The following is a 24,571-nucleotide window of genomic DNA, read 5'->3' on the forward strand; positions in this document are numbered from 1 at the left end:
GCCGCCAAACCCCAACGCCCCAGGAGAAAACAATATGACTCTGCGTCAATTCGCAGGGCTCGGTGCCCTGTTGTCCCTCGCATTACCTGGTCTTGCCCTGGCGGCTGATCCAGTGGCCGAGCCGGTGCTGAACTCTGGCGACACCGCATGGATGCTGACGGCGACCGCTCTGGTCCTGTTCATGACCATTCCCGGTCTCGCGCTGTTCTACGGCGGCATGGTCCGCTCGAAAAACATTCTTTCCGTGATGATGCAGTGTTTCGCTATCACCGGTCTGATCAGCATTCTGTGGGTCGTCTACGGCTACAGCATCGCGTTCGACACAACCGGTATGGAAGCAGGCGTCGTCAACTTCAATTCCTTCTTCGGCGGTATGGGTAAAGCGTTCCTGGCGGGTATCACGCCGGCAAGCATTACCGGTCCTGCTGCATTGTTCCCTGAGGCGGTGTTCGTCACCTTCCAGATGACCTTTGCGATCATCACGCCTGCCCTGATCGTCGGTGCTTTCGCAGAACGTATGAAGTTCTCCGCGATGCTGATCTTCATGGCCATCTGGTTCACGCTGGTCTACGCGCCGATTGCCCACATGGTCTGGGGCGGCGTTGGTGGTCTGATGTGGGACTGGGGCGTTCTGGACTTCGCTGGCGGTACCGTGGTGCACATCAACGCCGGTGTAGCCGGTCTGGTGGCCTGTCTGGTACTGGGCAAGCGCAAAGGCTTCCCGACCACGCCTATGGCTCCGCACAATCTGGGTTACACCCTGATTGGCGCCGCAATGCTCTGGGTTGGCTGGTTTGGTTTCAACGCCGGTTCTGCGGCTGCAGCCAACGGCACTGCCGGTATGGCGATGCTGGTCACCCAGATCGCGACGGCTGCTGCTGCGCTGGGCTGGATGTTCGCCGAGTGGCTGACTCACGGTAAGCCAAGTGCCCTGGGCATCGCTTCGGGTGTGGTTGCCGGTCTGGTTGCCATCACCCCGGCTGCCGGTACTGTCGGCCCGATGGGTTCTCTGATCATCGGTCTGGCTGCAGGCGTGATCTGCTTCTTCTGCGCCACCAGCCTGAAACGCAAGCTCGGCTACGACGATTCCCTGGACGCCTTCGGTGTACACGGTATCGGCGGCATCGTCGGCGCGATCCTGACCGGCGTGTTTGCAGCCCCGGCACTGGGCGGCTTCGGCACCGTGACTGACATCGGCGCTCAAGTCTGGATTCAGTTCAAGGGCGTTGCGTTCACCGTCGTGTACACCGCTATCGTGACTTTCATCATCCTCAAGGTGCTGGATGCAGTGATGGGTCTGCGTGTCACCGACGAGGAAGAGTCGGTCGGTCTGGACCTTGCGCAACACAACGAGCGTGGCTACAACTTGTAAGAAGCAGCCCGCAAAAAAGAAATGCCCGGTATCCGGGTATTTTTTTTGTCTGATGTTTGTGGATAAACCCGGTATTTTTGCTGTCATTGATCTTGCCCGCGTCAATGATCCCGGTCCCTGACGCAGCGCAGGTGACGTGGTTGCAGACGGTGGTGTGGCGTCGTTAGAAGAATAGCGACGAGCATTGCCACGACCGTCTTCGTCAGCTTGCAGGGAAGCCGGTTTATTGCGCGCTTTGCTTTTTTCTCAGTCGAGTTAGAATGCGCGCCGAAGGTGCGGAGAACGGTATGTGGCATCAGTCCAGAATCGCCTTGCGGGCCAGACCCCGAGGGTTTCATCTGGTTTCCGACGAAATACAGGCAGGTCTGCCGCAGTTGCGGAGTTGTCGGGTTGGATTGCTACACTTGTGGCTGCAACATACCTCGGCGTCGTTGACCATCAACGAAAATGCCGACCCGGCGGTGCGTCGTGACTTCGAGCGTTTTTTCAACCGTCTGGTGCCCCAGGGCGTGGACGGCTACGAACATGACGACGAAGGCCCTGATGACTTGCCAGCACATTTCAAGGCCAGCTTGCTGGGCTGTCAGTTGGTTCTGCCGGTGACGGAAGGCCGTCTGGCGCTGGGCACCTGGCAAGGTATTTATCTAGGCGAACATCGAGACGCTGGTGGATCTCGTAACGTCCTTGCCACCCTCCAGGGTGAATGGATATAACCGCTGGAGTCAGCGGTTGTTGAATTTTCCGGCCGCCTTAGTAATTCCGGGTGGTTGGGCTATAACTAATCAGCTTTCGCAAGTCATGAGGTAGAACATGAGCGACGACGACACTAACGACGACCTGGTAGACGACCTGGAAGGCGAGGATGACGGTGAAGAGCTTGCAGCTGCTTCCCCGGAAGACGACGCCGTTGAAGTAGACGACTCCGACGTTCCGGCGGCACCCGCCAAAGGCAAGGCCAAGGCCGCAGTTTCGGTCGAAGAATTGCCCAGCGTAGAAGCCAAGAACAAAGAGCGTGATGCGCTAGCGCGTGCCATGGAAGAATTCCTGGCGCGTGGCGGCAAGGTGCAGGAAGTGGAGGCCAATGTGGTCGCCGATCCGCCCAAGAAGCCTGAAAACAAGTATGGCAGCCGTCCTATCTGAAGTTGTAACTGCCTTGTGAGAAAAGAGAAGCCCGCCGTCGCTGCGGGCTTTTTCTTGGGCGCGTTTCGCCCTCGCAGAGGTCAAGCCCAGCGGGCGAGCACTTCCGGCAACTGCGACAGGTTGTGAATCTCGGCGTCCGGTAACCGGTCGGTATCCCAGGCTTTGCCTTGCGGGTTGTACCAGATGGCGCGCATGCCAGCCTGTTGCGCACCTGCGATGTCGTCGCTGGGGTGGTCGCCGACGTGGACCGCCACGCTGGCGTCTGCGTTACCGCGCCTGAGTGCCTCCAGAAACAGTGCCGGGTCTGGTTTGCCAATGCCCAGGTCTTCGGCGCACAGGGCAAAGGCAAAGTAATCCGCGAGGCCCAGCCGTCGCACATCTGCATTGCCGTTGGTGATGACGCCCAGGGTGAAGGTTTTGGCGAGAATTTCCAGAGTAGGCTGCACATCAGGAAAGATCTGCACCTTATGGCGACCCTGCAGAAACACCTCAAAAGCCTGATCAGCCAGATCCTGCGCTTCGTCTGAGTCGTAACCGGCGTCCTCAAGGGCATGAAACAGCACCCGCCGACGCAACGCGCTGATTCGGTGCTTCAAGGAGGGATCAGCGGCCACCAGGCGTGAGCGGATCTCCCACAGGTGCTCGACGGTAACGGGGCCGAGCTTTGGCGCGTGCTCGGCCAGCCAGTCACGCAACGAGGCTTCTGCACCGACAATCGCAGGCGCGGTATCCCAGAGCGTGTCATCAAGGTCGAACGTCACCAGCTTAATCATCTGCAGATCCTTTCCGTTTGGCTCGTGGATGAGCACTGTCATAGACAGTAGCCAGGTGCTGAAAGTCCAGATGCGTGTAGATCTGCGTGGTCTTGATATCGGCGTGACCGAGCAGCTCCTGCACGGCGCGCAGGTCTTGCGATGATTCCAGCAAATGGCTGGCAAATGAGTGACGCAACATGTGCGGGTGCAGGTTCTGGCCAAGCTCGCGCTCGCCAGCGGCTTTCACTCGGTTCTGCACTGCACGTGGGCCGAGCCGTTTGCCGTGCTGACTGACGAACACCGCATCGTCTTGCGGGTTGGTCAGGGCGCGCAAGGGCAGCCAGGACTCCAGCGCTTTGCGAGCCTTGCTGCCGACCGGCAAAACACGAGTCTTGCTGCCCTTGCCGAGCACCTGCACCAGCCCGGCGCGCAGGTCTAACTGATCAAGGTTCAGGCCGGTCAGTTCGGACAGCCGCAACCCTGATGAGTAAAGCAGTTCCAGGATGGCCTGGTCGCGCTGGGCCAGAAAGTCTTCCTCGACGCCGCCGTCCAGCAGTTGCGCAGCGCGGTCGGTGTCCAGCGTCTTGGGCAGGCGTCGCTCGCCTTTGGGCGGCGCCAGACCGTTCGCGGGGTCGTGCTGGCAGATGCCTTCCCGGTTCAGGTATTTGTAGAAACCACGCACGGCCGACAGCATGCGGGCCAGGCTGCGCGAGGACTGGCCCTGCTGATGTTGACGAGCCGTGAAGCTGCGCAGGTGCTGGATATCCAGAGCGGTCCAGTGGGATAGCCCGGTTTTCTGGCAGAACGCGAGCACCTTGCCCAGATCGCGTCGGTAGGCTTCAAGCGTGTGCGGCGACACCTGGCGCTCACTGCGCAGGTGCATGCAGTAGGCGTCCAGATGCTGTTCCATGGCTAGCGAACCGAACGTAGCGAGTGGGCGAAGCGGGGCAGCAGGCGGCTCAGTACATCGGCGATGTAACTGAGGAACAGGGTGCCGACCGAGCTTTTGTAGTGTTGAGGGTCGCGGCTGCCGATGGCCAGCACACCATGCAGGCCCAGATGGTTGAGGCTGGCGATTGCGGTCGAGCCGACTTCCTTGGCTTGATCTGCGCCAAACAGAAAGGCCAGTTCGTGCTCACGCAGGGCGCCGCAGATGATTTTTTCGCCAATCAGACCGCCAATGGCTTTCTGGGCTTCGGCATTGCTGACCCAGCGGCCGACTTGCATCGGGGTATCGCTAAACAGGATCAGGCTGACGAAAGGCACCTGAAAGTCCTGGCGCAGGCTGTCTTCTACTGCAATGACCAACTCGTCCAGGCTGGTGGCATCCATCAGCGCGAGATTCAGACGGCGGGTCTTTTCGAACAGTCGGTCGTTGTCGCGCGCGACGTCCATCAGCTGCGAGAGGCGATGGCGCATTTCGATATTGCGTTCGCGCAGCAGCTTGAGCTGGCGCTCGACCAGCGAAACGGTGTCGCCACGCTGGTGAGGAATGCGCATCGACACAAGCAGTTCATCGTGCTCGGCGAAGAATTCGGGATGCTCAAGCAGGAAAGCGATGACCGCCTCTGCTTCGAGGTCTGGCGCTGCGCTATCGGCAGGCGATTCGCTGGGGGTGCCGGTGGAAGCTGGAGGCTGGTCGGTCATCGTATGTACTCGCTTAAAGACGAACTTGGCCTTCGTAGACCCGGGTCGCAGGGCCGGTCATCATCACGGAGTGTCCCGGGCCGGCCCATTCGATGGACAGGCGTCCTCCGGGCAGGTCGATCAACAGGGGCGAGTCCATCCAGCCCTGGCTGATGGCGGCCACTGCTGCTGCACAGGCGCCGGTGCCACAGGCCTGGGTTTCCCCGGCACCGCGCTCCCAGACACGCAACTGCGCACGCTGGCGATCCACAACGTGGAGGAAGCCGACGTTGACCCGCGCCGGAAAGCGCGGGTGGTGCTCAAGTTTCGGGCCCAGCTCATGCACAGGCGCATTGTTGATGTCATCGACCCGTAGCACGGCGTGAGGATTGCCCATCGATACTGCGGCCAGTTCGACGGTCTGTCCGTCGACGTCGACCGAGTAATGGGTGGCCTGCTCGGGTGCCTGAAAGGGGATGTCTGCCGGAACGAAGCGCGGCGGTCCCATGTCGACGCTGATCTGCCCGTCGCTGCGGATATCCAGTTCGATGATGCCGCCTTTGGTCTCGACCCGTATCTGTTTCTTGGCGGTCAGGCGCTTGTCGAGCACGAAGCGTGCGAAACAGCGTGCGCCGTTGCCGCATTGTTCGACCTCGGAACCGTCCGAGTTGAAGATGCGATAGCGAAAATCCACATCCGGATTGTTCGGTGCCTCGACCAGCAACAGCTGATCGAAACCGATACCCGTGTGACGGTCGCCCCACTGTTTGGCGTGTTTGGGCAGGATGTGCGCGTGCTGACTCACCAGGTCCAGGACCATGAAGTCGTTACCCAGCCCGTGCATCTTGGTAAAACGCAGCAGCATGGGGTTACTCCGGCAGCAGGCTTTCGCCAGCGAAAAGCTCGGCCACGGTTTCGCGACGACGCACTTCAAACGCCTCGGAACCGTCGACCAGTACCTCAGCGGCACGGCCACGGGTGTTGTAGTTCGAGCTCATGACAAAACCGTAAGCGCCGGCCGAGTGCACAGCCAGCAGATCGCCTTCGGCCAGTGCCAGTTCGCGGCCCTTGGCAAGGAAGTCGCCGGTTTCGCAGATCGGCCCTACGATGTCGTAGGCACGCGGTTCGCTGTCACGCGGGCGTACCGCTGTGACGTCCATCCAGGCCTGATACAGGGCGGGGCGGATCAGGTCGTTCATCGCCGCATCGACGATGGCGAAATCCTTGTGCTCGGTGTGCTTGAGGTATTCGATCCGGGTCAGCAGCACGCCCGCATTGGCGACAATAAAGCGCCCCGGTTCGAACAGCAGGCCTAGATCGCGACCGGCAAGACGCTCGCGTACAGCCTTGATGTAGTCAGCGGCCAGCGGAGGCTCTTCATCGCGGTAACGCACGCCAAGACCGCCACCCAGATCGATGTGGTGCAGGTGGATGCCGCAATCGCCCAGACGGTCGACCAGATCCAGCAGGCGATCCAGTGCATCGATAAAGGGTTCAAGGGTGGTCAGTTGTGAACCGATATGGCAATCGACCCCGATGACTTCCAGATTCGGCAACTGCGAGGCGCGGATGTAAACGTCCTCGGCAGCGGCAATGGCAATGCCGAACTTGTTTTCTTTCAGGCCTGTGGAAATGTACGGATGGGTGCCGGCATCCACGTCCGGATTGACGCGTAGCGAAATCGGCGCACGAACATCGAGTTCGGCAGCCACTTCCTGCAAGCGCTCGAGCTCGTCGGTGGACTCGACATTGAAGCAATGCACGCCGACTTCAAGCGCCCTGCGCATGTCTTCACGGGTCTTGCCGACGCCGGAAAACACGATTTTTTCCGCCTTGCCGCCAGCCGCCAGCACACGCTCCAGCTCACCACGCGAAACAATGTCGAAACCGGCGCCAAGACGCGCCAGGACATTGAGTACACCCAGGTTGGAGTTGGCCTTGACCGCAAAGCAGACCAGGTGCGGCATGCCAGCCAGCGCATCGGCGTAGGCACGGTATTGCGCTTCGATGTGAGCGCGCGAGTAGACGTAGGTCGGCGTACCGAAGCGCTCGGCAATGCCGGACAAGGCTACCCCTTCCGCGAACAGCTCACCGTCGCGGTAGTTGAAGGCGTCCATGGAGTTCCCTTAAAGATGCTTGTGCGATTGCGATTTGGCTTGTTCTTCCGGGGTTTTGGTGTCATCCGGCAGATACAGCGGGCCTTTTTGGCCACAGGCTGTAACAAGACACGCGACCGCGACAAGCGCAGCAAGCGAAGAGATCAGGCGCTTCATGGCGAAATCCTTTGTAAAAGCATTAATTGCGCCCGAGTATACCGACCACCCGGCAGCTTGCCTATGCGAGGGGCCTCCCGTCTGGCGGGCCTCGGGCATTAAAACGTTCATGAAACACAAACTGACGGGTAAGCTTTGCATTTGCCTGGCAGCGTCCGTATCTTGCCCGTCTGCGCCATCAGCAGACAATTATCGAGGTTTCCGTAATGAGTTTGACCGAAGCGCGCTTTCACGATCTGGTCGATGCGACTCAGCAGAATATCGAAGACGTATTCGACGAGAGTGGTCTGGATGTGGACCTGGAAAACTCGGCCGGTGTACTGACCGTCAAGTTTGAAGGCGGCACGCAGCTTATCTTCAGCCGTCAGGAGCCGCTGCGTCAGCTCTGGCTGGCCGCCAAATCGGGTGGTTTTCACTTCGACTACAACGAAGAGGACCAGTGCTGGGCCTGCGATTCCAGTGATGAACTGCTGAGCGAGATGCTGGAGCGCTTCACCGTCGAGCAGGCTGGCGTCGAGCTTGATTTCTCCGAGATCTGATCGTGAGCCAGACACCCGCTCGACCGCCCAAACCGCTTTTCAGCAACGTCAGCCCGGCGGTGGCATCACCTTGCATCAGCCTGTGCAGGCTTGATGAGCAGAAGGTATGCCTGGGATGCTTTCGCCACGTCGAAGACATCCGCGAATGGCGTTCGGCCGATGATGATCGGCGTCGGCAGATTCGCCGTGACGCAGATGAACGGCGTGCAAGCTTCGAGGCCGGCCAGGCTGTGGGCTGAGACCTTGCCTGGTTGTGTATTTGTTGCGCTGTGTTAGTGTCGAAGGCTGCTTCTCCAGGTAGAGAAGCTCGTAAACCCCGCCCGCACCGGCGGGGTTTTGTTTTATTCATGGAGAATAAAGGAGTCTGCCCAGACCATGACCACAGCACCTTCGATCATCCTCACCCGGCTCGACGTACAGCGTCTCGAGACGCTCATCGACAGCCAGGACGAAGACACGCCGGGCCTCCAGGCACTGCAAGCCGAACTGGACCGCGCCGAACAAGTGGTTGGCCACGATGAAGTGCCTGCGGGCGTTGTGACCATGAACTCACGTGTGCACTGCCGTGAAGAAGTCAGTGGCAAGGACTACCACCTGAAACTGGTCTACCCGCAGGATGCAGGCGTAGACGGCACCGTCTCGGTCCTCGCGCCCATGGGCTCGGCCCTGCTGGGCCTGCAGGTCGGCCAGCACATCGACTGGCCCGCCCCGGGCGGCAAGACCCTCAAACTGACGCTGCTGGCGGTCGAGTATCAACCAGAGGCAGCGGGCGAGTACGAGTAAGCGAAATCGTTACATCTCGTTTCCAATCTCTGCCTAATAACATCTGACTCTCGTGCCAATGCTCCGCGTTGGCATGCCGTTCGTGACGCTCCGCGTCACACATCTTCAGTCCGACGAGACAGCGCCCGTGAACGAAACTCAGGCTTTGACGGTGCCTGCATCTCGTACGGCCTGAAGCAGGCGTCAACGCTTCAATGTGAGCGCGGCACAAGCACTCAAGCCTGATCCATGGCCTCATTCAGCAGTTTTTCCAGCGCGGCCTTGTGCCGCAGGAAGAGGATGCTTTGCCCGTGTTTGCCATCCAGCAGGCCGGAAAGGTCGAGGTCGGTGATGTAACAGCGGTAGCGTTGCGGCTCCTGGCGCTTGCCGAGGATTTGCTGTGCAACGGCGGCATACAGCTGATCGCCATATTCCAGCTCGGAAAACTCGCTGTTGTCGCAATACAGGGTGACGTTCATCTGCCCCGGCGAGCTTTCTTCGATGATCGCCTGGACGTCGTAATACGACTTGTCTGCAGCGGTCGGCGCCTGACGATGTTCGATGCGCCGCGCCACTGCCGCACCCGAAGGCAGAACCTGGTGGTAAAGCGTTTCCAGCAATACGGGCTCGAACGGATTATCCAGCGGCAACGATGCACCACGGCGGTGGACCAATGAGTGAAAAAAGCGCTGCAGCGGTATCAGCAGGCTGGGTTCGTCGTGATACGGCACGCGCTGGTGCCAGAGCGAATTGTGCTCGTCCAGCACGTACAGATCGGCATCCGGCTCGTTGATCCGGTAGAACACCTGAATACACTCCGGTTGCCCGAAAGGCAGGATCAGGGCCAGGTCGTGGTCGTCCAGTGCTTGAGGGTCGAGATGCAGCGGGCTGTATCTCGGCAGTTCTTCACCCAGGTATTTGAACAGGCCGGGCAGGCTGTTGACGACGATATGACCGACCCTGCCTGGCTCGATCTCCAGGACGTGGTACTGCTGCTGCACCTGGATCAGATAGCGATGATTGAGCTTTCTGGCGAGCAGCAGTTGCGCCGTGCTGATCAGCTCTTCGACCCGCTGGGCGATGGCGGGCGCCCGGTTATGGCAGAAACACCGCACGCGAATCTGCGGCTGTTGACGGTGTTCCGGCAGGCTGGCGAGCAGTTCGCTCATGCAATCGAGCAGCGCGTGCGGGCCGTCATAGCGGCTGACCAGTGTTTCGTTCCAGGTATTGAGCGTGATCTGGTCCAGCGTCAGCACCAGATTCTCCCGAACGCCTGCGTAACTGAGCGAGTCGGTGCGGTGGGTGGTCATCAGGATATTGAGATCGCGATGGTGCCTGAGCGGGTCGACGCCGACATTCACCAGCAAGAGTATTTCCTTGGGCACGCTGGGTTGCAGCAACGCTTCGTCACTGACCTCAGGCAGTGGCAGCTCGATGCTTTGCTGCAAGGCGCCGAGCAGATTGAACAGCTCGAATTCGGTCAGGTCGCTGATACCCGGATGCAGCGCCACGCGGGTGGTGGCGTCGATCACGCTGTTGCGATGGCACCAGGTCAAGATATCGAGCAGTTCACGGCTGCGCTTGATCGGCGAAAAGTCCGGCCATTCATGTATGCCGAGGTTGCCGTTGTACAGCGCCCATTGGTGTTTGCCCGGTTCACGTTTGTTGGGTGAATTGACCAGCGTCAGCGTGTCTTCGGCGAGGTCCGGAGCGATGCCCGGATTAATGAATTCGATCTTGCCGGCCTTGCGTTCGAAGGCGGCATAAAGACGACGCCCGAGGATGGTCAGGTCGCGAGCGTCGAGTGCATCTGCACTGCTTTGAGTGCGAGCGAACTGAGTCTGAAAGCGATAGCTGTAATTCAGCTCGTTGACCAGCGCCCGCCGCTCATTGACCACCTGGCGGACTTTCCACTGGCTGCGGCTGTCGAGCAGGGTCAGGTGGCGATCATCCCATCCCCATTCCAAGGTCAGACGCTCCAGCAGCAGGCGCTGCCAGCCATTGCTGCGCAGGCGGGGCGAGCCGGTCAGCTTCTTGTTGACCTTCAGGTACAGGCTGCGCCGCACCAGCTCCAGACGCTCTGATTCTTTACGTGCTTGCAGATGCTCTTCGATGCGCCGGTAGACGACCACATAAGGATCGAGTTCATCCAGGTCGAGCTGGTTGGCGAACACCGCTTGCTTGAAGCGCAGGCTCAGGCACTGCACGCGTGGATGTTCGCTTGAATACACCTCGATCAGCAGCAGCTTGAGGACTGACTTGTAAGGCGACTCGATGCCTTTGAACAATTGCCACAACCCGGCACCGACAAACTCTGCGGGCGGAATAGCCGACATCGGCCCCAGATCAAGCACTTCGCTGGCGCGGATGAAGCGCTTGCTAAGCAGCGTATGGGTGTAATCCTGATAATTCTGTTCTTCATAGACCGGCACCAGCCACCACATCGGTGTGCGACCCGCGAGCCAGATCGCGGTGCGGTAAAACTCATCGAGCAACAGATAATGCTGAGTGGTGCCGCAATCGTCGGAGCTGAGCTGCGAATCGCGGTCTCCGCGCCTGAATCGCTGTGGATCAATCAGGAAAAAATGCGCCTCAGCGCCCATGGTTGCCGCCCACGCTTCAAGCGCTTTGCACTTCTTGCGCAGCTCGGCGATGGCCTCCGGCTCCAGCGCGCTGTCGTGGCAGACCCACACGTCCATATCGCTCTGTTCAGCCTGGGCCAGTGTGCCGAGGCTGCCCATCAGGAACAGGCCATGGATCGGCTGCGGCGGGTTGCCGTGCCGTGCCTTGTACGAAAAAGAGCGGGTCAGCCGCTGCGCTTCGCTCAGTACCTGCGCGCCGGGTTCGTAATGTGAAACGCCCGCAGGCGTACTGCCGGAAACATAGCCGGGCAATAGCGGATGATTGACGTGAAAGAACAGCGGCAATAGCGTCATCACGCTTTGCTGGCGGGTCGACATGCCTTCCAGGGCACGCGCGTATCTCCCGTCATTGACCGACAGGAAGCGGTTACGCAACTGGCTGAGCACCTTGCGGTCGATGCCCTCATCCAGGTCAGGGCGAATTTCAGGATTACGCGTCATCGCAACTCAAGGCATCTGGCCCGGGCAGGCGTGGAGTTACTGAGCAAGAGGGCGAAGAAGGTTTGCAGCCGAGAGAAGCGGGTTCGGTCGGGTGGTCATTCAGGCGCCAACGGCTGTTATCGGCCGATGTTTCTGAAAGTGAAGGGCCTGCGACGCTTTTTGCTGTGCAGGCCCTGTGCGGTTCAGGCTGCCTGTTTCGAGACGTTGAGGATGGTCAGGATCGACTGCGCATGTTGTGCAGCCTCAAGCCCGAGGCTGGTCAGATAACCGCCATCGACCTGGGTCGTGAGGCCTTTTTCGAAAAGTCTTTTTGCTGCTGCGACGGCAGTGGGGGCCGCGACGTGATGAACTTTGAGGCCTTCCTGGGTGTTTCCCAGATTGAACAGTGCAAGGATTTCCAGTTCGGCAACCAACTCAGGGGTATACGACATAGGTACTCCAGACTTTTTATAGTAATACGACCTCGCCGGCTGGCGGGTGTGTCTGGAATCGACGTGTCGGTTTCTATGCTCGTCGGTTCTGGAGACCGTTGAAGCCGGCTTGGCGTGGTAGCCCCGGGGCTCAAGCGGCAGCGGGGCATCTGCAGTGTAGACAGCGTCTGAACGCTTTGCAGCATATATCTCGCCGGCATTACGGCGCTGGATGATTATTGATCAGGCGGCAGTTCAGGCAGGGCGCGCAGCGCGGTTTCGTACCAGTGCGCGTCGAATGGACGGTCTTCTTTGAGCAGGTTGTGAACCTCGAAGGCCAACACATGAGCCATCATTTCCAGAATCTCTTCACGCTCGTAGCCCACCAGCGTCAGCTTGTTGAACACGGCCTTGGCTGCGGGCGGTTCGTTGGCCTCGATCTGGTTCTCGATGGCTTCGATCAGTTTTTGGCCGGCGAAATCGTCGTCTTCGTCGTTGTCGAGTGTGTCGGTCATGTTCAATCCTCATGTCAGAAAGGCAGTTTAACCGGATTCTTTTCAGTCAGGCATGCCTGTGCGGTGGAATGGTTATGCGTAGGACAATTCCTCAAGTTATAGGCAATTGATGTAAGTCACTGATAAGTATGACCATGTTGATAGCGTCCTCACCACTGAACTGAAGGTACAGGGCTGAGGAGGCAAACGATGCTGAAGCTTTATGGATTTGCTGCGAGCAACTATTTCAATATGGTCAAACTGGCACTGCTGGAGAAACAGCTGCCTTTCGAGGTGGTGCCGCTGCACGGCTGCCAGAGCCCGGAGGTACTGGCCGTCAGTGCCCGCGGTAAAGTACCTGTGCTGGGCACGGTTGACGGTTTCATCAGTGAAACAGACGTCATTTTGCGTTATATCGAGGATATTTCCCCTGGCCTGCCATTGCTGCCCGAGAGCCCGTTTGCACGGGCTCAGGTCTGGACCATCGCCAAGGAAATCGAGCTGTACATCGAGCTGCCTGCGCGCCTGTGCTACGTAGAAGTGATCTTTGGCGGACGGCCGACGCCGCCGGATCTGAAGGCCAAAGCGCGCCGCGACCTCATCAAGGGCTTCGCTGCCCTGGCGCAACGCGGCGTGTTTGCGCCCTATGTGGCTGGCGGGCAATTCACCGTGGCAGATCTGTATTTTCTATACAGCGTCGACCTGGCGCAGCAAGTGGGGGAGCGGCTGTTCGATCTGGACCTGCTCGGGAATATGCCCGCAGCGCGAGCCTTGCAGGCGCGTCTTGCGCAGAACCCGAACGTCCAGCGAGTAGCGGCCGACAGGGAGGCGGACTGGCCGGCTTTCATGGCCCGAGTGCAGAGCGCAGGCCGGGCTGGCTAGGAATTTCCGGAGGTTGATTATCGTGCCAATGCTCTGAACGCATTGGCGCGCATATCCAGACGTTCCGCGTCGGCTCTTGAGCAGTCGGCGCGGAGCGGGAGGGAGGGTCAATCAGCCGCCGGCTGACCCATAGGCACAGGTTGCTTGCTGCGCCAGTGCGGCAGGGAGTTCCAGTAGCGCTCACCCTTGGCATCGTCATACATGCCTTCCCAGCGCGAGATAACCAGCACTGCCAGCGCATTGCCGATCACGTTCAGGGCGGTACGCGCCATGTCCATGATCCGGTCAACGCCAGCGATGAACGCCAGGCCTTCCAGTGGAATGCCTGCGCTGCCCAGGGTTGCCAGCAGCACCACGAAGGACACGCCCGGCACGCCCGCGATGCCTTTCGAGGTGACCATCAAGGTCAGCACCAGCATCAACTGGGCGCCAATCGACAAGTCGATACCGTACAACTGGGCAATGAAAATCGCCGCGATGCTCTGATACAGCGTCGATCCGTCGAGGTTGAACGAGTAACCGGTCGGCACGACGAAGCTGCAGATCGCTTTCGGTGCGCCGTAGGCTTCCATTTTCTGGATCACGCGTGGCAGCACGGTTTCAGAGCTGGCGGTGGAGTAGGACAGAATCAACTCGTCCTTGAAGATGCGCATCAGCTTGATGACCGAGAAGCCGAAGGCACGAGCAATCAGCCCGAGGACCACGAAAGCGAAGAAGGCGATGGCCACGTAAACCAGAATCACCAGCTTGGCCAGCGGCAGCAGCGAGGCAAAACCGAAGTTGGCGACCGTTACCGCAATCAGCGCGAACACGCCGATTGGTGCGTAGTTCATGATCATGTGCGTGACCTTGAACATGGCTTCCGATACGCCCTGAAACAGTTTCACCAGCGGCTCGCGGACTTCGGCTTGCAGGCTGGAAAGGCCCAGCCCGAACAGCACCGAGAAGAAGATGATCGGCAGCATTTCGCCGCGCGCCATGGCCGCAAAGATGTTGGACGGGATCAGGTTGAGGATCGTCGCGATGAACGCATGATCGTGCTGAACCTCGGCAGTGGTCTGCTGATACTTGGAGATATCGACGGTGCCCAGGGTGCTCATGTCGATGCCTGTGCCCGGATGGAACACGTTTGCCAGCACCAGACCCACCAGAATGGCAATGGTGGTCACGACTTCAAAATACAGAATGGTCTTGAGGCCGATGCGCCCCAGTTTCTTCGCATCGCCCACGCCTGCAATGCCGACAATCAGCGATGCGACAACGATCGGGATCACGATCATCTTGATCAGACGAATGAAGATGTCACCTGCCGGTTGCAGGAGGTTGGTGATCCACCAGGCCTTTTCAGCACTGAAATGATTGAGCAGAGCGCCGACGGCGATACCCAGTACCAGTCCGATGAGAATCTGCCATGCCAGACTCAACTTTGCCTTCTTCATATTTTTACCCTTGTTTGAAGTAGCTTGGATCGTTCCGGAACCGCCGCACTGACAGGGCTTTGCCACAGCAATTTCAGGGCACGGATACGTTGGAAAATCTCCAGAGAGGGCCACTGCGGACGAGCCTGTCGGCTCGGTTGCAGGCGAAAAAAGTCGCAACTATTCCCATGGCGTGCGCATTCGTCTAATGCCGTAAACGACTACCTCATGCGCAATCGGCATACAAAAGCAGGAAAAAGTGTTGATTTGTATCTGCGGGGAAGGCGGTGAATCGGCGCAAAGGTGGCTAAAACGTCGTCTTTGGCTTGGCAGTCATAGGCAGGGAGGGTGATGGGATTTGATCGTGCTGAATCGATTACTTAGCGTTTTTACCGGATATACGGTATCGCGTGCTCAGGCCAGTGCACGGAAACGGGCAATTGGCCTGAGCGTGTGAAGCGGTTTCTAACCCTTGCCCTTGGTACGCGTCATGTGCGGGCCGCTGTTCTTTTCCAGATACTCGATGATCATCCCGGCGACATCCTTGCTGGTGGTCACTTCGATGCCTTCAAGACCCGGTGACGAGTTGACTTCCATCACCAGTGGGCCGTGATTGGAGCGCAGGATATCCACGCCCGCCACACTCAGGCCCATGACCTTGGCTGCGCGCAATGCCGTCATGCGCTCTTCCGGCGTGATCTTGATCAGGCTGGCGCTGCCGCCACGGTGCAGGTTGGAGCGGAATTCACCCGGTTTGGCCTGGCGCTTCATCGAGGCGATGACCTTGTCGCCGACCACGAAGCAGCGAATGTCGGCACCCCCGGCTTCCTTGATGTATTCCTGCACCATGATGTCCTGCTTGAGACCCATGAACGCTTCGATCACCGATTCAGCCGCGGTGGCGGTTTCGCACAGCACCACACCGATGCCCTGAGTGCCTTCCAGCACCTTGATGACCAGCGGCGCGCCGTTGACCATCTGGATCAGATCGGGAATGTCATCCGGGGAGTGGGCAAAGCCGGTCACCGGCAAGCCGATGCCGCGCCGCGAGAGCAATTGCAGCGAGCGCAGTTTGTCCCGCGAACGGGCAATGGCGACTGATTCGTTGAGCGGAAACACGCCCATCATTTCAAACTGACGCAACACCGCACAGCCATAGAACGTTACCGAAGCCCCGATACGCGGAATGACCGCATCGAAGCCTTCCAGCGGTTTGCCGCGATAGTGGATCTGCGGCTTGTGGCTGGCGATATTCATATAGGCGCGCAGGGTGTCGATCACCACCATCTCATGGCCTCGCTCGATACCGGCTTCGACCAGACGACGGGTGGAATACAGACGCGGATTACGCGAAAGCACAGCGATCTTCATGCAACACCTGAGGAAGTAGAGGCCGGGAACACCGGCTTGTCTTGTACGTAAGTAATGCCCGGATTGACCACCAGTTGGCCATCTACCAGAGCTTTGGAACCCAGCAGCAGTCGATAGCGCATCGACTTGCGGCAAGCCAGCGTGAACTCAACCGGCCATATACGATCACCCAGCGCCAGCGTGGTACGAATCACATAGCGCACCTGCGCATGGCCGTTGGAGCTTTTAATGGTTTTCATGGCAACCAGTTGCGCCTCGCAGCGGCGATGTCGCAACTGCACCACCGTGCCCAGATGCGCGTTGAAACGCACCCACTTCTGACCATCACGTTCAAAAGGTTCGATTTCAGTAGCGTGCAGGCTTGAGGTGCTCGCGCCGGTATCGATTTTCGCCCGCAGGCCTGCCACCCCCAGGTCGGGAAGCGCCACCCACTCGCGCAGGCCGATAACGGTCAGGTGATCAAATGTCTTCAATGTGATTCCGTACTTCTCAAGACGTCTTCAAGGCCTCAGGGGCGACCTGAGCCAGGGCTTTGAAGGCAGGTTTGGCAAACAGATAACCCTGCATCAGGAAAATCCCGCAATCGGCGAGAAAGTCCCGCTCTTCGGTCTGCTCGATGCCCTCTGCGATGACTTTAATCCCCAAGTCCGAACACATTGTGACAACGCTACGAACAATCGCCTGACGCACGCGATTGCGATGAACGTCGCGGATCAGGTGCATGTCGAGTTTTATCAGGTCGGGTTGAAAATCAGCGAGCAGCGTCAGGCCTGAATACCCGGCGCCGAAGTCATCGATAGCGGTCATGAAACCGAACTCTCGATACTCACGCAGGATGTTGCTCAAATGGCCATTGCTGCACACATGCTCGCTTTCGATGGTCTCGAAAATCAACCTGTCGATAGGGAAATCATGCTTTTTGGCCGCTTCCAGCGTGCTGCGGATGCACAGCTCGGGACGATAAACGGCATTGGGCAAAAAGTTGATCGATAAACGCTCGTTCATCCCCAGTTTTGCAGCGCCGGCAATGGCCGTGGTACGACACATCTGGTCAAAACGATAACGGTTCTGGTCCGTGACCTGACTCAACACCGAATAGGCACTTTCCCCATTGGGGCCGCGCACCAGCGCTTCATGAGCGAAAGTCGACTGGTCACGCAGGTCTACAATCGGCTGATAGGCGTAGTCAAACGAGAAACCCAGTTCGGGGCTGCCCGTACATCCCTCACACCTTTTTCCAGGGGAGGTTAACGAAGTTGGAAATTCTGTCACGTCGCACTCCATGTGAGGTCGGGGCAATGAAATGATTAATGGCTGATTCTGACAAGCAATGACCGGTTACTGCATGTTTTCGGGAGATTCTCCGGTCTGACGATTTGGCCGGCCGGTTCCCGTTCAGACTGATAACGTTCAGACTGCCACACTGATGAGGAATTCAAATGGCGCAAAAGTTGGAAGAAGACGACAAGGTTCGTCTGGATAAATGGCTGTGGGCGGCGCGCTTCTTCAAAACGCGGGCGCTGGCCAAAGCAGCCATCGAAAGCGGCAAGGTGCACTGTCGCGGCGAACGTTGCAAGCCCGGCAAGGAGCCCCGTGTCGGCGACGAGTTGCAGATTCGTATGGGCTTCGATGAGCGCACGGTCGTTGTTGAGGCGCTATCGGTTGTTCGACGTGGCGCGCCGGAAGCGCAGACGCTGTATCGCGAGACCCCGGAGAGCCTTGCGAAACGTGAGAACGCCGCGGCGCAACGCAAGGCCGGCAACCTGGGTGTCACCACCGATGGGCGGCCGACCAAGAAGCAGCGCCGACAGATTTTTGATTTTCGGGGCAGTCAGCACAGCGACTGAAATCGAGTGGATGGCACGCCCGGTGATCGGACCGAAAAGCCATCCAGCTTGGAAGCGCGCCGGATAGCTCCTAAAATGCCGGTCAAAACCTACGGTGCGCAGCATTTTCAGGTGCCGAATGGCGCTTGCTGCCGATGGCCATCCATTGTCATTACCTCAGATACCTCTTCCTATGCATGATTTCCCCGACATCGATTTCACCCAGCGCTTCATTTTCGACGAAAGCGACGTTCGTGGAGAGCTGGTTGCCCTGGAGCGCAGCTACGCCGAAGTGCTCGCCAAACATGCCTACCCGGAGCCGGTCGCGCAATTGCTTGGCGAACTGATGGCGGCGGCTGCGCTGCTGGTCGGCACGCTCAAGTTCGACGGCTTGCTGATCCTGCAGGCACGTTCCAGCGGCGCCGTTCCATTGTTGATGGTCGAGTGCTCCAGCGAGCGTGAACTGCGCGGGATCGCGCGTTACGACGAATCGCTGATCAGCCCTGGCGCGGGCCTCCAGGACCTGATGCCCGAGGGGTCGTTGGCGCTGACTATCGACCCGAGCAAGGGCAAGCGCTACCAGGGCATCGTTGCGCTGGACGGTGTCGACCTGTCGGACAGCCTTTCCAACTATTTTGTGATGTCCGAGCAACTGGGTACGCGTTTCTGGCTCAAGGCCGACGGTCATCGCGCCCGTGGTCTGCTGTTGCAGCAACTGCCCGCCGCAGAGATCACAGACCCTGAGGAGCGCGATGCCAACTGGGAGCATGTCATTACCCTGGCGAACACCCTGACGGCCGAAGAAATGCTCAGCCTGGACAACCAGACGATTCTGCATCGCCTGTATCACGAAGACCCGGTTCGCCTGTTCGACATTCAGCCGATCTGCTTCCGTTGCAGCTGCTCTCGCGAGCGATCCGCCAATGCGCTGGTCAGCCTCGGGCTGGAGGACGCGCAGCAATTGGTCATCGAGCACAATGGCTCGATTGAAATCGACTGTCAGTTCTGCAACGAGCGCTACCTGTTCGATGCCACTGACGTCGCGCAGCTGTTTGCTGGCGGCGGTGTCGATTCTCCGTCTGACACGCGCCATTAATCAAAGCGTAAATAGCCTCAGAATACGGTGTGGGCGCCTGTAATGCTGTTCTGACAGGAGGGTCCTACCATTTCTGGGCATTTCTGGCATAATCCGGCCCACTTTTACGCTGTAGTAGTGGTAGTTTTTTTACTACAAAACCGTTTGAAGCACTCGGCCAACGGCCGACGGGGAACCTCATGACGCAAACCAACAACGCTGTGTACACCGATTTGAGCACCGACGAACTGGTCAAGGAAGCCCTTGCCCGTAACGAAGGCGAACTTTCCGACACTGGCGCACTGGTTGTGCAAACGGGCCATCGTACTGGCCGTTCGCCGGTCGATCGTTTCATTGTCGAAGAGCCGAGCACCCAGGACGCCATCGCCTGGGGCCCGATCAACCGCAAGTTCCCGGCCGAGAAATTCGACGCTTTGTGGAACCGTGTCGGCGCTTACCTGGCCGAACGCGAGCGCTTCGTTTCCCACGTTCATGTAGGCTCCGACCCGGCTCACTACCTGCCGGTCAAGATGACCACCGAAACTGCATGGCACAACCTGTTCGGCCGTTGCCTGTTCATCAACCCCGAACAGTACAACCCGGCTGGCAAGGACGAGTGGGAAATCCAGAACGCGCCATGGTTTGTCTGCGAGCCTGAGCGTGACGGCACCAATTCCGACGGCACCGTCATCATCAACTTCGCCGCCCGCAAGGTGCTGATCGCAGGCATGCGTTACGCCGGCGAAATGAAAAAAGCCATGTTCTCGGTGCAGAACTTTCTGCTGCCGGCCGTTGACGTGCTGCCGATGCACTGCGCCGCCAACATGGGCGAAGAGGGCGATGTGACGCTGTTCTTCGGCCTGTCCGGCACGGGCAAGACCACCCTGTCCGCTGACGAAAGCCGTTACCTGATCGGTGACGACGAACACGGCTGGGGCAAAGGCGTGGTGTTCAACATCGAAGGCGGTTGCTATGCCAAGTGCATCGACCTGTCCGAGAAGAACGAGCCTGTCATCTGGAAAGCCATCCAGCACGGCGCGGTACTGGAAAACGTCGTACTCGACCCGGTTACCAAGAAAGCCGATTACGCCGACAGCAGCCTGACCCAGAACAGCCGCGCCGCCTACCCGCGTGAGCTGATCGAAAAACGTGCCCCGAAAAACCTCGGTGGCGAGCCGAACGCCGTGATCTTCCTGACCTGCGACCTGACCGGCGTATTGCCGCCAGTGTCGATCCTCAGCGAAGAGCAGGCGGCTTATCACTTCCTGTCGGGTTACACCGCGCTGGTCGGTTCGACTGAAATGGGTTCGGGTTCGGGCATCAAGTCCACCTTCTCCACCTGCTTCGGCGCTCCGTTCTTTCCGCGTCCGGCTGGCGAATATGCTGAACTGCTGATCAAACGCATCCGCGGCTTCGGCTCCAAGGTCTATCTGGTCAACACCGGCTGGACCGGCGGCGGCTATGGCGTCGGCAAGCGCTTTAACATCCCGACCACCCGTGGCGTGATTGCAGCGATTCAGAGCGGCGCGTTGATCGGCGCAGAAACCGAACACCTCGACACCATCAACCTCGACGTGCCGAAACTGGTACCCGGCGTAGACACCGGCCTGCTCAACCCGCGCAACACTTGGGCTGACCAGGCTGCCTACGACGAAGCTGCCAAAGCACTGGCTAGCCTGTTCGTGGAGAACTTCAAGAAGTTCGACGTGAGCGACGCCATCAAGGCTGCCGGTCCGAAGTTGTAATTAAACATCTTCGAGGCCGCACGCCGGTGTGACCCTCGGAAATGCTCACGCAAACGCCTCGACTTGTCGGGGCGTTTGCTTGTCTGGAATACTGTTTTTCGGTTTCTGGCGATGACATGGAGGTGTGTGGTGAGTGCTAGCGATATTCAGGTGCGACGTTTTATGCCGAGCGATGAGCAAGGTGTGTCGGCGTTGATCCTGCCGATCCAGCGTGAAGAGTTCGATATCGCGATTACTGCCGAAGATCAGCCTGATCTGAAAGCGATCCCGGCGTTTTACCAGACCGGCACGGGCGATTTCTGGGTCGCTGTGCAGGGTGATCGAGTGGTCGGGAGCATTGCGCTCAAGGACATAGGTTCAGGGCAGGCCGCGTTGCGCAAAATGTTTGTGGCCGCGCCGTTTCGGGGGCGCGAGTTCTCGGTTGCGGCAAGGCTGCTGAATCGTCTGGTCGAAGAGTCCACAGCGAAGGGCGTAAACGAAGTATTTCTGGGTACGACTGACAAGTTTCTCGCCGCGCACCGGTTCTATGAAAAGCACGGTTTCAGAGAGATCACGAAGGAGGAGCTGCCTGCGAGCTTTCCGTTGATCGCAGTGGATAGCAAGTTCTACGTGCTGGGTCTGAACCCTGATTGATGCCTTGGCTACGGTCGCTCAGCCCAACGGACCGAACCCGCTCGCGGCACTGCAATAGCGTTGGCGGGTGCCTGACTCAGGGAGGCGCTTGCACTGTTCTTTGAAATACACCTTGGCGCCCTTGCGGCATTCCCGGTATTCGATCGAGCCTCTGCGCCAGTTACGGCATACGCTGGTGTCGTCAATTTGATTGCCTGTCACGACCCATTCAGCGACATAGGTGCGCTTCCGGTCCCATTGCCACACGACTGCCGACTCAACGAATTGTGCTGTTGCGAGTCGTGACTGTTGCGTCTGTTGTTGCGCTTTGTATTGGCTCATGTAGCGCGCAGACACCATGCCCTGCGCGGTTGAGTTGTGAACCGTCTTCTGGCTTTTCCCGAATCGACAGGCAACGACTGCCTCGTCGATGAGATTATCCGCACCCATGCACTCCGGCAGCGTCAGGGCTCGCCTCGACGTCTCGGTAGTGGGTGGTTGCGCAAAGGCGGTAACGTCGGCAACAACCGCAGGAGGCATTGCCGGGACGATCCCCCCTGTTTTTGGCAAATGGCTGTAATGAAACACCCCGTAGCCGCACAGCCCGACGAGTGCCAGCAGCGTCAGCAGATTGCGCTGGAACGTCGGTGGCTTCCTTGATGTGTATAGGGGAGCACGCGTGAGCGCGTCCTCCTCGTCGACACTCAAGTTCTCGTACGCGTGACGGCCGCTTTTGTTACCGGGCACTCATGCCTCCTGGGGAACAGACTGACTTTTCAGGGTGTTGAAGATCTGCATGGCCGAGCTGTCCCCCGAGGTAATGTTGGCGGCATAGCTGGCAGGGTATTGGGCTTTTTCTATGGGTGGCAGTTGGTCATAGTGAGCGAGAAGCTCAACCAGCGTTTGCGTGCTCTTGCCGGTTTCGTTGTATTCGTCGACATATCTTTGGCAGATGGCCCTTTTCCATACTTGCTCTTGAGCGTAGTTTTCGGAGTACGCAGCACTTCTTTCGTTAATTGTGAAGTCGCTATCTTCGTCGTATATGATCAGCCTCAGTTGATCTTGAGATAACCCCGCGAACGGATTTGCTCCTGACCCGTTCTTGAACGAAGTCGCTTGCCTGGCCCTTTCGAGCAGTGCAGGGTCGTCCGTATCCGGTACCTCTGCGTCGTGCAGTTTTCTATTGGAGTAATAACTGTTGCCTGCAATTTTATCACTGATGCTTTTTGCTAGAGAGCCCAAACTTTTGAAATCAAGACTGCTGTCGCGAGCCTGGGCGCGTGCGGCACTATTGCTCAATTGACTGGACAGCTTCGAGAGGGTGGCGCCGTCAATGGCTGGCTCAGAAGTGAGCTCTTTTAGGCGGGAACTTGTATTCGTGACGGAGGTGCTTTTCGCGACAGTCGTTATTGTGGTGTTATGGGTGAGGTGGGCGACGGATGTCGTATCAATCATGCTGCGTCCTCGCTGCTGAGGCCAATCCATGGCTTTATATTCACTCCCTGTATCGGCCAAGCCAGAGTCAGCTTTAACTTTCCGTTAAAAAACGTGCGTGTCAAAATGCGACACGCACGCCCCGGCGCTTATTTCATTGTGAATTCAGCAGCCCACGCATAAGTGGAAAGATTGGTGGCGCGAGACGTCGCCGTGCAGACAGCGCCACCTTCGGAATTTGCGGTCCGGTTCCACTTTGGCACCTTGACACCACCCGCACCGGGAAGCTTTATGAAGGTGGTCGAGAATACGCAAACTTTGGAGCCCATGACGTAGCGAACACTGGCGTAGTTTGTATCCGGTGATAGAGTGCTTTGTGTGGAGTAACTATCTGAATCCCCAGGTTGGACGTTTGGTGCAATAGTCGTTCTGGTATTACGCTGAGTCGATAGTTCGTTGCGAGTGACGACTTTATACTCTGCTACGTCTGAGCCCAGATTTTTAAATGTCACAGTCACCGGTGGCCCCGCATGCGCAGCAACAGCGGCGCATAGCGTGGTGAGAGCGAAAGAAGTCAGTAAGATTTTTTTGGTGTTCATTGTTGGTAGTTCCTGAGTTAAGTAATTAAGTTCATATTTTTAAGTAAGGCCCGCGCAAGACGGCACTGCACTATTAATTCGTGGCCGCAGCCTGTCGTCCAGATAAAAACCACTGGTGTGTGAGTGCGGAGGTGTGAGCGCCGTTCTCGTAAAGCATGTTCGATGTAGGAGGTATACAGAGGAAAAACCTGTGGTGACACACGGGCAGTTCCGCTGGACGGGCCAGACGAAAAGATTAACTTTTCGCAGTCCGTGATGATGGTTTAGCACGATGGACGGGAAAGAAAAGTAGGGAACTTCTGATTCTTTGCAAATCAGTTAATCATGGTGATTGTTCTTGTCTTTTAGTATCGAGTTGGATTAACTGCACGGGCGGAAGTTATGCATGTGCGAATTGAAGCGCCCCACAGAGCTGAAGGGCGCCTCTCTCTACTTCACGTCACCGCATAAAACTTGCGCACATACGCAGTGCTGGTCCACTTGCAGGGGGCGCCCTGTGCAACAAATACGGTGTCGCCGGTGTTCACGGTCAGGCTCGGGCCGTTTTCCAGGGTCAACTCGACGCTGCCTTCGATCAGGTTCATCAGTTCGTGGATCTTGTGCGGGCGTGAGATGCGCTCGTAGGGGGTGGAGTCCCAGACGCCGATGCGCAGTGTGCTGGCCGTGTCTTCGAACAGGTTGTTGCTGCGGCACTGCGGCAGCGCGCTGATCATGATCGCCGGGTCGGGCGGTGAGGACGGCGTGAGCATGGCGAGGCGGTCGAGCGCGGTGATGCCGGGTTTGTCTGGTCCGCTGGCCTGGGTGGACGCGCAGAACGCCCAGAGGCTGTCCGGTTGTGCGTCGATGCGCACCTGAGTACCGCGACCGATCACCGCGCTTTCGCCGGTACTGATAGTGATGCTGTCGGCGCCGGAGGTCAGGATGACTGCGCCGCGATGCATCACCAGCATTTCGGTATAAGGATAGGCTTCCACTGACAGCGACGTGCCGAAATGAACCATTCCGGCAGCGATGCCCTGTTCATCGACGAACGCCGTGCGACGGCCTTCGTCGAACGGATCGTGGGCGTCGAGTGGGCCGGTGGTGAATTCGGTATCTACCGGGCTTAGGTCAGCGCGGGCCAATAGCAGGACTGTGGGTTGGGGCATTGGGTCG

Annotated in this window: 28 protein-coding genes; 11 read left to right on the top strand and 17 right to left on the bottom strand. The window is 58.5% G+C overall.

Going from position 1 to position 24,571, the window contains the following annotated elements:
* Positions 1–34 precede the first annotated feature (34 nt).
* The 3 genes from I9H07_RS00310 (at position 35) to sutA (ending at position 2,512) form a co-directional block, all read left to right on the top strand.
* Positions 35–1,372, top strand: coding sequence for an ammonium transporter (locus I9H07_RS00310; protein ID WP_236423335.1), 1,338 nt, complete (start codon positions 35–37; stop codon positions 1,370–1,372).
* Positions 1,373–1,659: 287 nt separating this feature from the next.
* A complete protein-coding gene (locus tag I9H07_RS00315; RefSeq protein WP_058391016.1) occupies positions 1,660–2,085 on the top strand; it encodes a secondary thiamine-phosphate synthase enzyme YjbQ in 426 nt (141 codons plus the stop codon).
* Between the two features lie 97 nt (positions 2,086–2,182).
* On the top strand, positions 2,183–2,512 hold the full coding sequence (sutA, locus tag I9H07_RS00320) for a transcriptional regulator SutA (RefSeq protein ID WP_024643544.1): 330 nt from the start codon (positions 2,183–2,185) through the stop codon (positions 2,510–2,512).
* A gap of 80 nt (positions 2,513–2,592) precedes the next feature.
* Here the strand turns inward: sutA and I9H07_RS00325 are convergent, their stop codons facing one another.
* From I9H07_RS00325 to lptM, 6 genes are read right to left on the bottom strand one after another with little or no spacing between them, the layout of a single operon-like run.
* Positions 2,593–3,285 carry an HAD family hydrolase gene (locus I9H07_RS00325; protein WP_058390999.1) on the bottom strand — a complete coding sequence of 231 codons (693 nt, stop codon included), beginning with the start codon at positions 3,283–3,285 and terminating at the stop codon, positions 2,593–2,595.
* Positions 3,278–4,177, bottom strand: a complete 900-nt coding sequence (gene xerC, locus I9H07_RS00330; protein ID WP_058390998.1) for a tyrosine recombinase XerC — start codon at positions 4,175–4,177, stop codon at positions 3,278–3,280. Before xerC ends, I9H07_RS00325 begins: the two co-directional genes overlap by 8 nt.
* A gap of 2 nt (positions 4,178–4,179) precedes the next feature.
* Complete coding sequence (locus I9H07_RS00335) at positions 4,180–4,914, bottom strand: DUF484 family protein (protein WP_058390997.1); 735 nt, start codon at positions 4,912–4,914, stop codon at positions 4,180–4,182.
* 13 nt (positions 4,915–4,927) lie between these two features.
* A complete protein-coding gene (gene dapF, locus I9H07_RS00340; protein ID WP_024672106.1) occupies positions 4,928–5,758 on the bottom strand; it encodes a diaminopimelate epimerase in 831 nt (276 codons plus the stop codon).
* Between the two features lie 4 nt (positions 5,759–5,762).
* Positions 5,763–7,010 (bottom strand): diaminopimelate decarboxylase, encoded by a 1,248-nt coding sequence (lysA, locus tag I9H07_RS00345; protein WP_236423334.1) that lies wholly within the window; start codon positions 7,008–7,010, stop codon positions 5,763–5,765.
* A 9-nt stretch (positions 7,011–7,019) separates the two neighbouring features.
* Entirely contained in the window at positions 7,020–7,166 is a 147-nt protein-coding gene (gene lptM / locus I9H07_RS00350) for an LPS translocon maturation chaperone LptM (protein ID WP_003377923.1), read from the bottom strand.
* 206 nt (positions 7,167–7,372) lie between these two features.
* Between lptM and cyaY the strand changes: the two genes are divergently transcribed.
* The 3 genes from cyaY (at position 7,373) to rnk (ending at position 8,488) form a co-directional block, all read left to right on the top strand.
* Positions 7,373–7,705, top strand: a complete 333-nt coding sequence (gene cyaY, locus I9H07_RS00355; RefSeq protein ID WP_024672104.1) for an iron donor protein CyaY — start codon at positions 7,373–7,375, stop codon at positions 7,703–7,705.
* A gap of 2 nt (positions 7,706–7,707) precedes the next feature.
* Positions 7,708–7,944: a DUF1289 domain-containing protein gene (locus tag I9H07_RS00360; RefSeq protein WP_024672103.1), complete on the top strand. Its 237-nt coding sequence runs from the start codon at positions 7,708–7,710 to the stop codon at positions 7,942–7,944.
* A gap of 136 nt (positions 7,945–8,080) precedes the next feature.
* Positions 8,081–8,488, top strand: a complete 408-nt coding sequence (gene rnk, locus I9H07_RS00365) for a nucleoside diphosphate kinase regulator (protein WP_025388600.1) — start codon at positions 8,081–8,083, stop codon at positions 8,486–8,488.
* Between the two features lie 215 nt (positions 8,489–8,703).
* On the opposite strand, the gene I9H07_RS00370 is transcribed toward rnk, so the two are convergent.
* From I9H07_RS00370 to I9H07_RS00380, 3 genes are all read right to left on the bottom strand, one after another.
* On the bottom strand, positions 8,704–11,550 hold the full coding sequence (locus tag I9H07_RS00370) for a class I adenylate cyclase (protein WP_058824052.1): 2,847 nt from the start codon (positions 11,548–11,550) through the stop codon (positions 8,704–8,706).
* Between the two features lie 182 nt (positions 11,551–11,732).
* Positions 11,733–11,981 carry a TIGR02647 family protein gene (locus I9H07_RS00375; RefSeq protein WP_024674931.1) on the bottom strand — a complete coding sequence of 83 codons (249 nt, stop codon included), beginning with the start codon at positions 11,979–11,981 and terminating at the stop codon, positions 11,733–11,735.
* 215 nt (positions 11,982–12,196) lie between these two features.
* Positions 12,197–12,475 carry a hypothetical protein gene (locus tag I9H07_RS00380; RefSeq protein ID WP_236423333.1) on the bottom strand — a complete coding sequence of 93 codons (279 nt, stop codon included), beginning with the start codon at positions 12,473–12,475 and terminating at the stop codon, positions 12,197–12,199.
* A gap of 189 nt (positions 12,476–12,664) precedes the next feature.
* On the opposite strand from I9H07_RS00380, the gene I9H07_RS00385 reads away from it, so the two are divergent.
* Positions 12,665–13,336, top strand: a complete 672-nt coding sequence (locus I9H07_RS00385) for a glutathione S-transferase family protein (protein WP_236423331.1) — start codon at positions 12,665–12,667, stop codon at positions 13,334–13,336.
* Between the two features lie 107 nt (positions 13,337–13,443).
* Here I9H07_RS00385 and gltP read toward each other — a convergent pair whose 3' ends face one another.
* The 4 genes from gltP to I9H07_RS00405 all read right to left on the bottom strand — a co-directional run bounded on the left by gltP (position 13,444) and on the right by I9H07_RS00405 (position 17,397).
* Entirely contained in the window at positions 13,444–14,775 is a 1,332-nt protein-coding gene (gltP, locus tag I9H07_RS00390; protein ID WP_024674934.1) for a glutamate/aspartate:proton symporter GltP, read from the bottom strand.
* A gap of 444 nt (positions 14,776–15,219) precedes the next feature.
* A complete protein-coding gene (gene rimK / locus I9H07_RS00395) occupies positions 15,220–16,125 on the bottom strand; it encodes a 30S ribosomal protein S6--L-glutamate ligase (protein WP_003318100.1) in 906 nt (301 codons plus the stop codon).
* Positions 16,122–16,565: an ATP-dependent zinc protease family protein gene (locus tag I9H07_RS00400; protein ID WP_200866813.1), complete on the bottom strand. Its 444-nt coding sequence runs from the start codon at positions 16,563–16,565 to the stop codon at positions 16,122–16,124. The genes rimK and I9H07_RS00400 overlap by 4 nt, the downstream gene beginning before the upstream one ends.
* A 49-nt stretch (positions 16,566–16,614) precedes the next feature.
* Positions 16,615–17,397, bottom strand: a complete 783-nt coding sequence (locus tag I9H07_RS00405) for an EAL domain-containing protein (protein ID WP_024674936.1) — start codon at positions 17,395–17,397, stop codon at positions 16,615–16,617.
* 167 nt (positions 17,398–17,564) lie between these two features.
* On the opposite strand from I9H07_RS00405, the gene I9H07_RS00410 reads away from it, so the two are divergent.
* From I9H07_RS00410 to I9H07_RS00425, 4 genes are all read left to right on the top strand, one after another.
* Positions 17,565–17,972, top strand: a complete 408-nt coding sequence (locus I9H07_RS00410; RefSeq protein WP_024674937.1) for an RNA-binding S4 domain-containing protein — start codon at positions 17,565–17,567, stop codon at positions 17,970–17,972.
* A gap of 172 nt (positions 17,973–18,144) precedes the next feature.
* On the top strand, positions 18,145–19,047 hold the full coding sequence (gene hslO, locus I9H07_RS00415) for an Hsp33 family molecular chaperone HslO (protein WP_024674938.1): 903 nt from the start codon (positions 18,145–18,147) through the stop codon (positions 19,045–19,047).
* 179 nt (positions 19,048–19,226) lie between these two features.
* Positions 19,227–20,771, top strand: coding sequence for a phosphoenolpyruvate carboxykinase (locus I9H07_RS00420; protein WP_024674939.1), 1,545 nt, complete (start codon positions 19,227–19,229; stop codon positions 20,769–20,771).
* A gap of 129 nt (positions 20,772–20,900) precedes the next feature.
* Positions 20,901–21,404 (top strand): GNAT family N-acetyltransferase, encoded by a 504-nt coding sequence (locus tag I9H07_RS00425; RefSeq protein ID WP_024674940.1) that lies wholly within the window; start codon positions 20,901–20,903, stop codon positions 21,402–21,404.
* Between the two features lie 18 nt (positions 21,405–21,422).
* Here the strand turns inward: I9H07_RS00425 and I9H07_RS00430 are convergent, their stop codons facing one another.
* From I9H07_RS00430 to I9H07_RS00445, 4 genes are all read right to left on the bottom strand, one after another.
* Positions 21,423–22,091, bottom strand: coding sequence for a hypothetical protein (locus tag I9H07_RS00430; protein ID WP_050585283.1), 669 nt, complete (start codon positions 22,089–22,091; stop codon positions 21,423–21,425).
* Between the two features lie 39 nt (positions 22,092–22,130).
* Positions 22,131–22,838, bottom strand: coding sequence for a hypothetical protein (locus tag I9H07_RS00435; protein ID WP_058390991.1), 708 nt, complete (start codon positions 22,836–22,838; stop codon positions 22,131–22,133).
* A gap of 128 nt (positions 22,839–22,966) precedes the next feature.
* Positions 22,967–23,416 carry a hypothetical protein gene (locus tag I9H07_RS00440; RefSeq protein ID WP_236423330.1) on the bottom strand — a complete coding sequence of 150 codons (450 nt, stop codon included), beginning with the start codon at positions 23,414–23,416 and terminating at the stop codon, positions 22,967–22,969.
* A gap of 434 nt (positions 23,417–23,850) precedes the next feature.
* The gene (locus I9H07_RS00445) at positions 23,851–24,564 is read right to left on the bottom strand and encodes a cupin domain-containing protein (RefSeq protein ID WP_236423328.1); all 714 of its coding nucleotides are present in this window, start codon (positions 24,562–24,564) and stop codon (positions 23,851–23,853) included.
* Positions 24,565–24,571: the final 7 nt, after the last annotated feature.

This window comes from Pseudomonas syringae (genome assembly GCF_023278085.1).
GTDB classification, from domain to species: Bacteria; Pseudomonadota; Gammaproteobacteria; order Pseudomonadales; family Pseudomonadaceae; genus Aquipseudomonas; species Aquipseudomonas syringae_Q.

Bases quoted from the DNA above. Each gene is read 5' to 3' on its own strand.
- I9H07_RS00310 (WP_236423335.1), top strand. From the start codon at position 35: ATGACTCTGCGTCAATTCGCAGGGCTCGGTGCCCTGTTGTCCCTCGCA.
- I9H07_RS00315 (WP_058391016.1), top strand. From the start codon at position 1,660: ATGTGGCATCAGTCCAGAATCGCCTTGCGGGCCAGACCCCGAGGGTTT.
- sutA (WP_024643544.1), top strand. From the start codon at position 2,183: ATGAGCGACGACGACACTAACGACGACCTGGTAGACGACCTGGAAGGC.
- I9H07_RS00325 (WP_058390999.1), bottom strand. From the start codon at position 3,285: ATGATTAAGCTGGTGACGTTCGACCTTGATGACACGCTCTGGGATACC.
- xerC (WP_058390998.1), bottom strand. From the start codon at position 4,177: ATGGAACAGCATCTGGACGCCTACTGCATGCACCTGCGCAGTGAGCGC.
- I9H07_RS00335 (WP_058390997.1), bottom strand. From the start codon at position 4,914: ATGACCGACCAGCCTCCAGCTTCCACCGGCACCCCCAGCGAATCGCCT.
- dapF (WP_024672106.1), bottom strand. From the start codon at position 5,758: ATGCTGCTGCGTTTTACCAAGATGCACGGGCTGGGTAACGACTTCATG.
- lysA (WP_236423334.1), bottom strand. From the start codon at position 7,010: ATGGACGCCTTCAACTACCGCGACGGTGAGCTGTTCGCGGAAGGGGTA.
- lptM (WP_003377923.1), bottom strand. From the start codon at position 7,166: ATGAAGCGCCTGATCTCTTCGCTTGCTGCGCTTGTCGCGGTCGCGTGT.
- cyaY (WP_024672104.1), top strand. From the start codon at position 7,373: ATGAGTTTGACCGAAGCGCGCTTTCACGATCTGGTCGATGCGACTCAG.
- rnk (WP_025388600.1), top strand. From the start codon at position 8,081: ATGACCACAGCACCTTCGATCATCCTCACCCGGCTCGACGTACAGCGT.
- I9H07_RS00370 (WP_058824052.1), bottom strand. From the start codon at position 11,550: ATGACGCGTAATCCTGAAATTCGCCCTGACCTGGATGAGGGCATCGAC.
- I9H07_RS00375 (WP_024674931.1), bottom strand. From the start codon at position 11,981: ATGTCGTATACCCCTGAGTTGGTTGCCGAACTGGAAATCCTTGCACTG.
- I9H07_RS00380 (WP_236423333.1), bottom strand. From the start codon at position 12,475: ATGACCGACACACTCGACAACGACGAAGACGACGATTTCGCCGGCCAA.
- I9H07_RS00385 (WP_236423331.1), top strand. From the start codon at position 12,665: ATGCTGAAGCTTTATGGATTTGCTGCGAGCAACTATTTCAATATGGTC.
- gltP (WP_024674934.1), bottom strand. From the start codon at position 14,775: ATGAAGAAGGCAAAGTTGAGTCTGGCATGGCAGATTCTCATCGGACTG.
- rimK (WP_003318100.1), bottom strand. From the start codon at position 16,125: ATGAAGATCGCTGTGCTTTCGCGTAATCCGCGTCTGTATTCCACCCGT.
- I9H07_RS00410 (WP_024674937.1), top strand. From the start codon at position 17,565: ATGGCGCAAAAGTTGGAAGAAGACGACAAGGTTCGTCTGGATAAATGG.
- hslO (WP_024674938.1), top strand. From the start codon at position 18,145: ATGCATGATTTCCCCGACATCGATTTCACCCAGCGCTTCATTTTCGAC.
- I9H07_RS00420 (WP_024674939.1), top strand. From the start codon at position 19,227: ATGACGCAAACCAACAACGCTGTGTACACCGATTTGAGCACCGACGAA.
- I9H07_RS00435 (WP_058390991.1), bottom strand. From the start codon at position 22,838: ATGATTGATACGACATCCGTCGCCCACCTCACCCATAACACCACAATA.
- I9H07_RS00440 (WP_236423330.1), bottom strand. From the start codon at position 23,416: ATGAACACCAAAAAAATCTTACTGACTTCTTTCGCTCTCACCACGCTA.
- I9H07_RS00445 (WP_236423328.1), bottom strand. From the start codon at position 24,564: ATGCCCCAACCCACAGTCCTGCTATTGGCCCGCGCTGACCTAAGCCCG.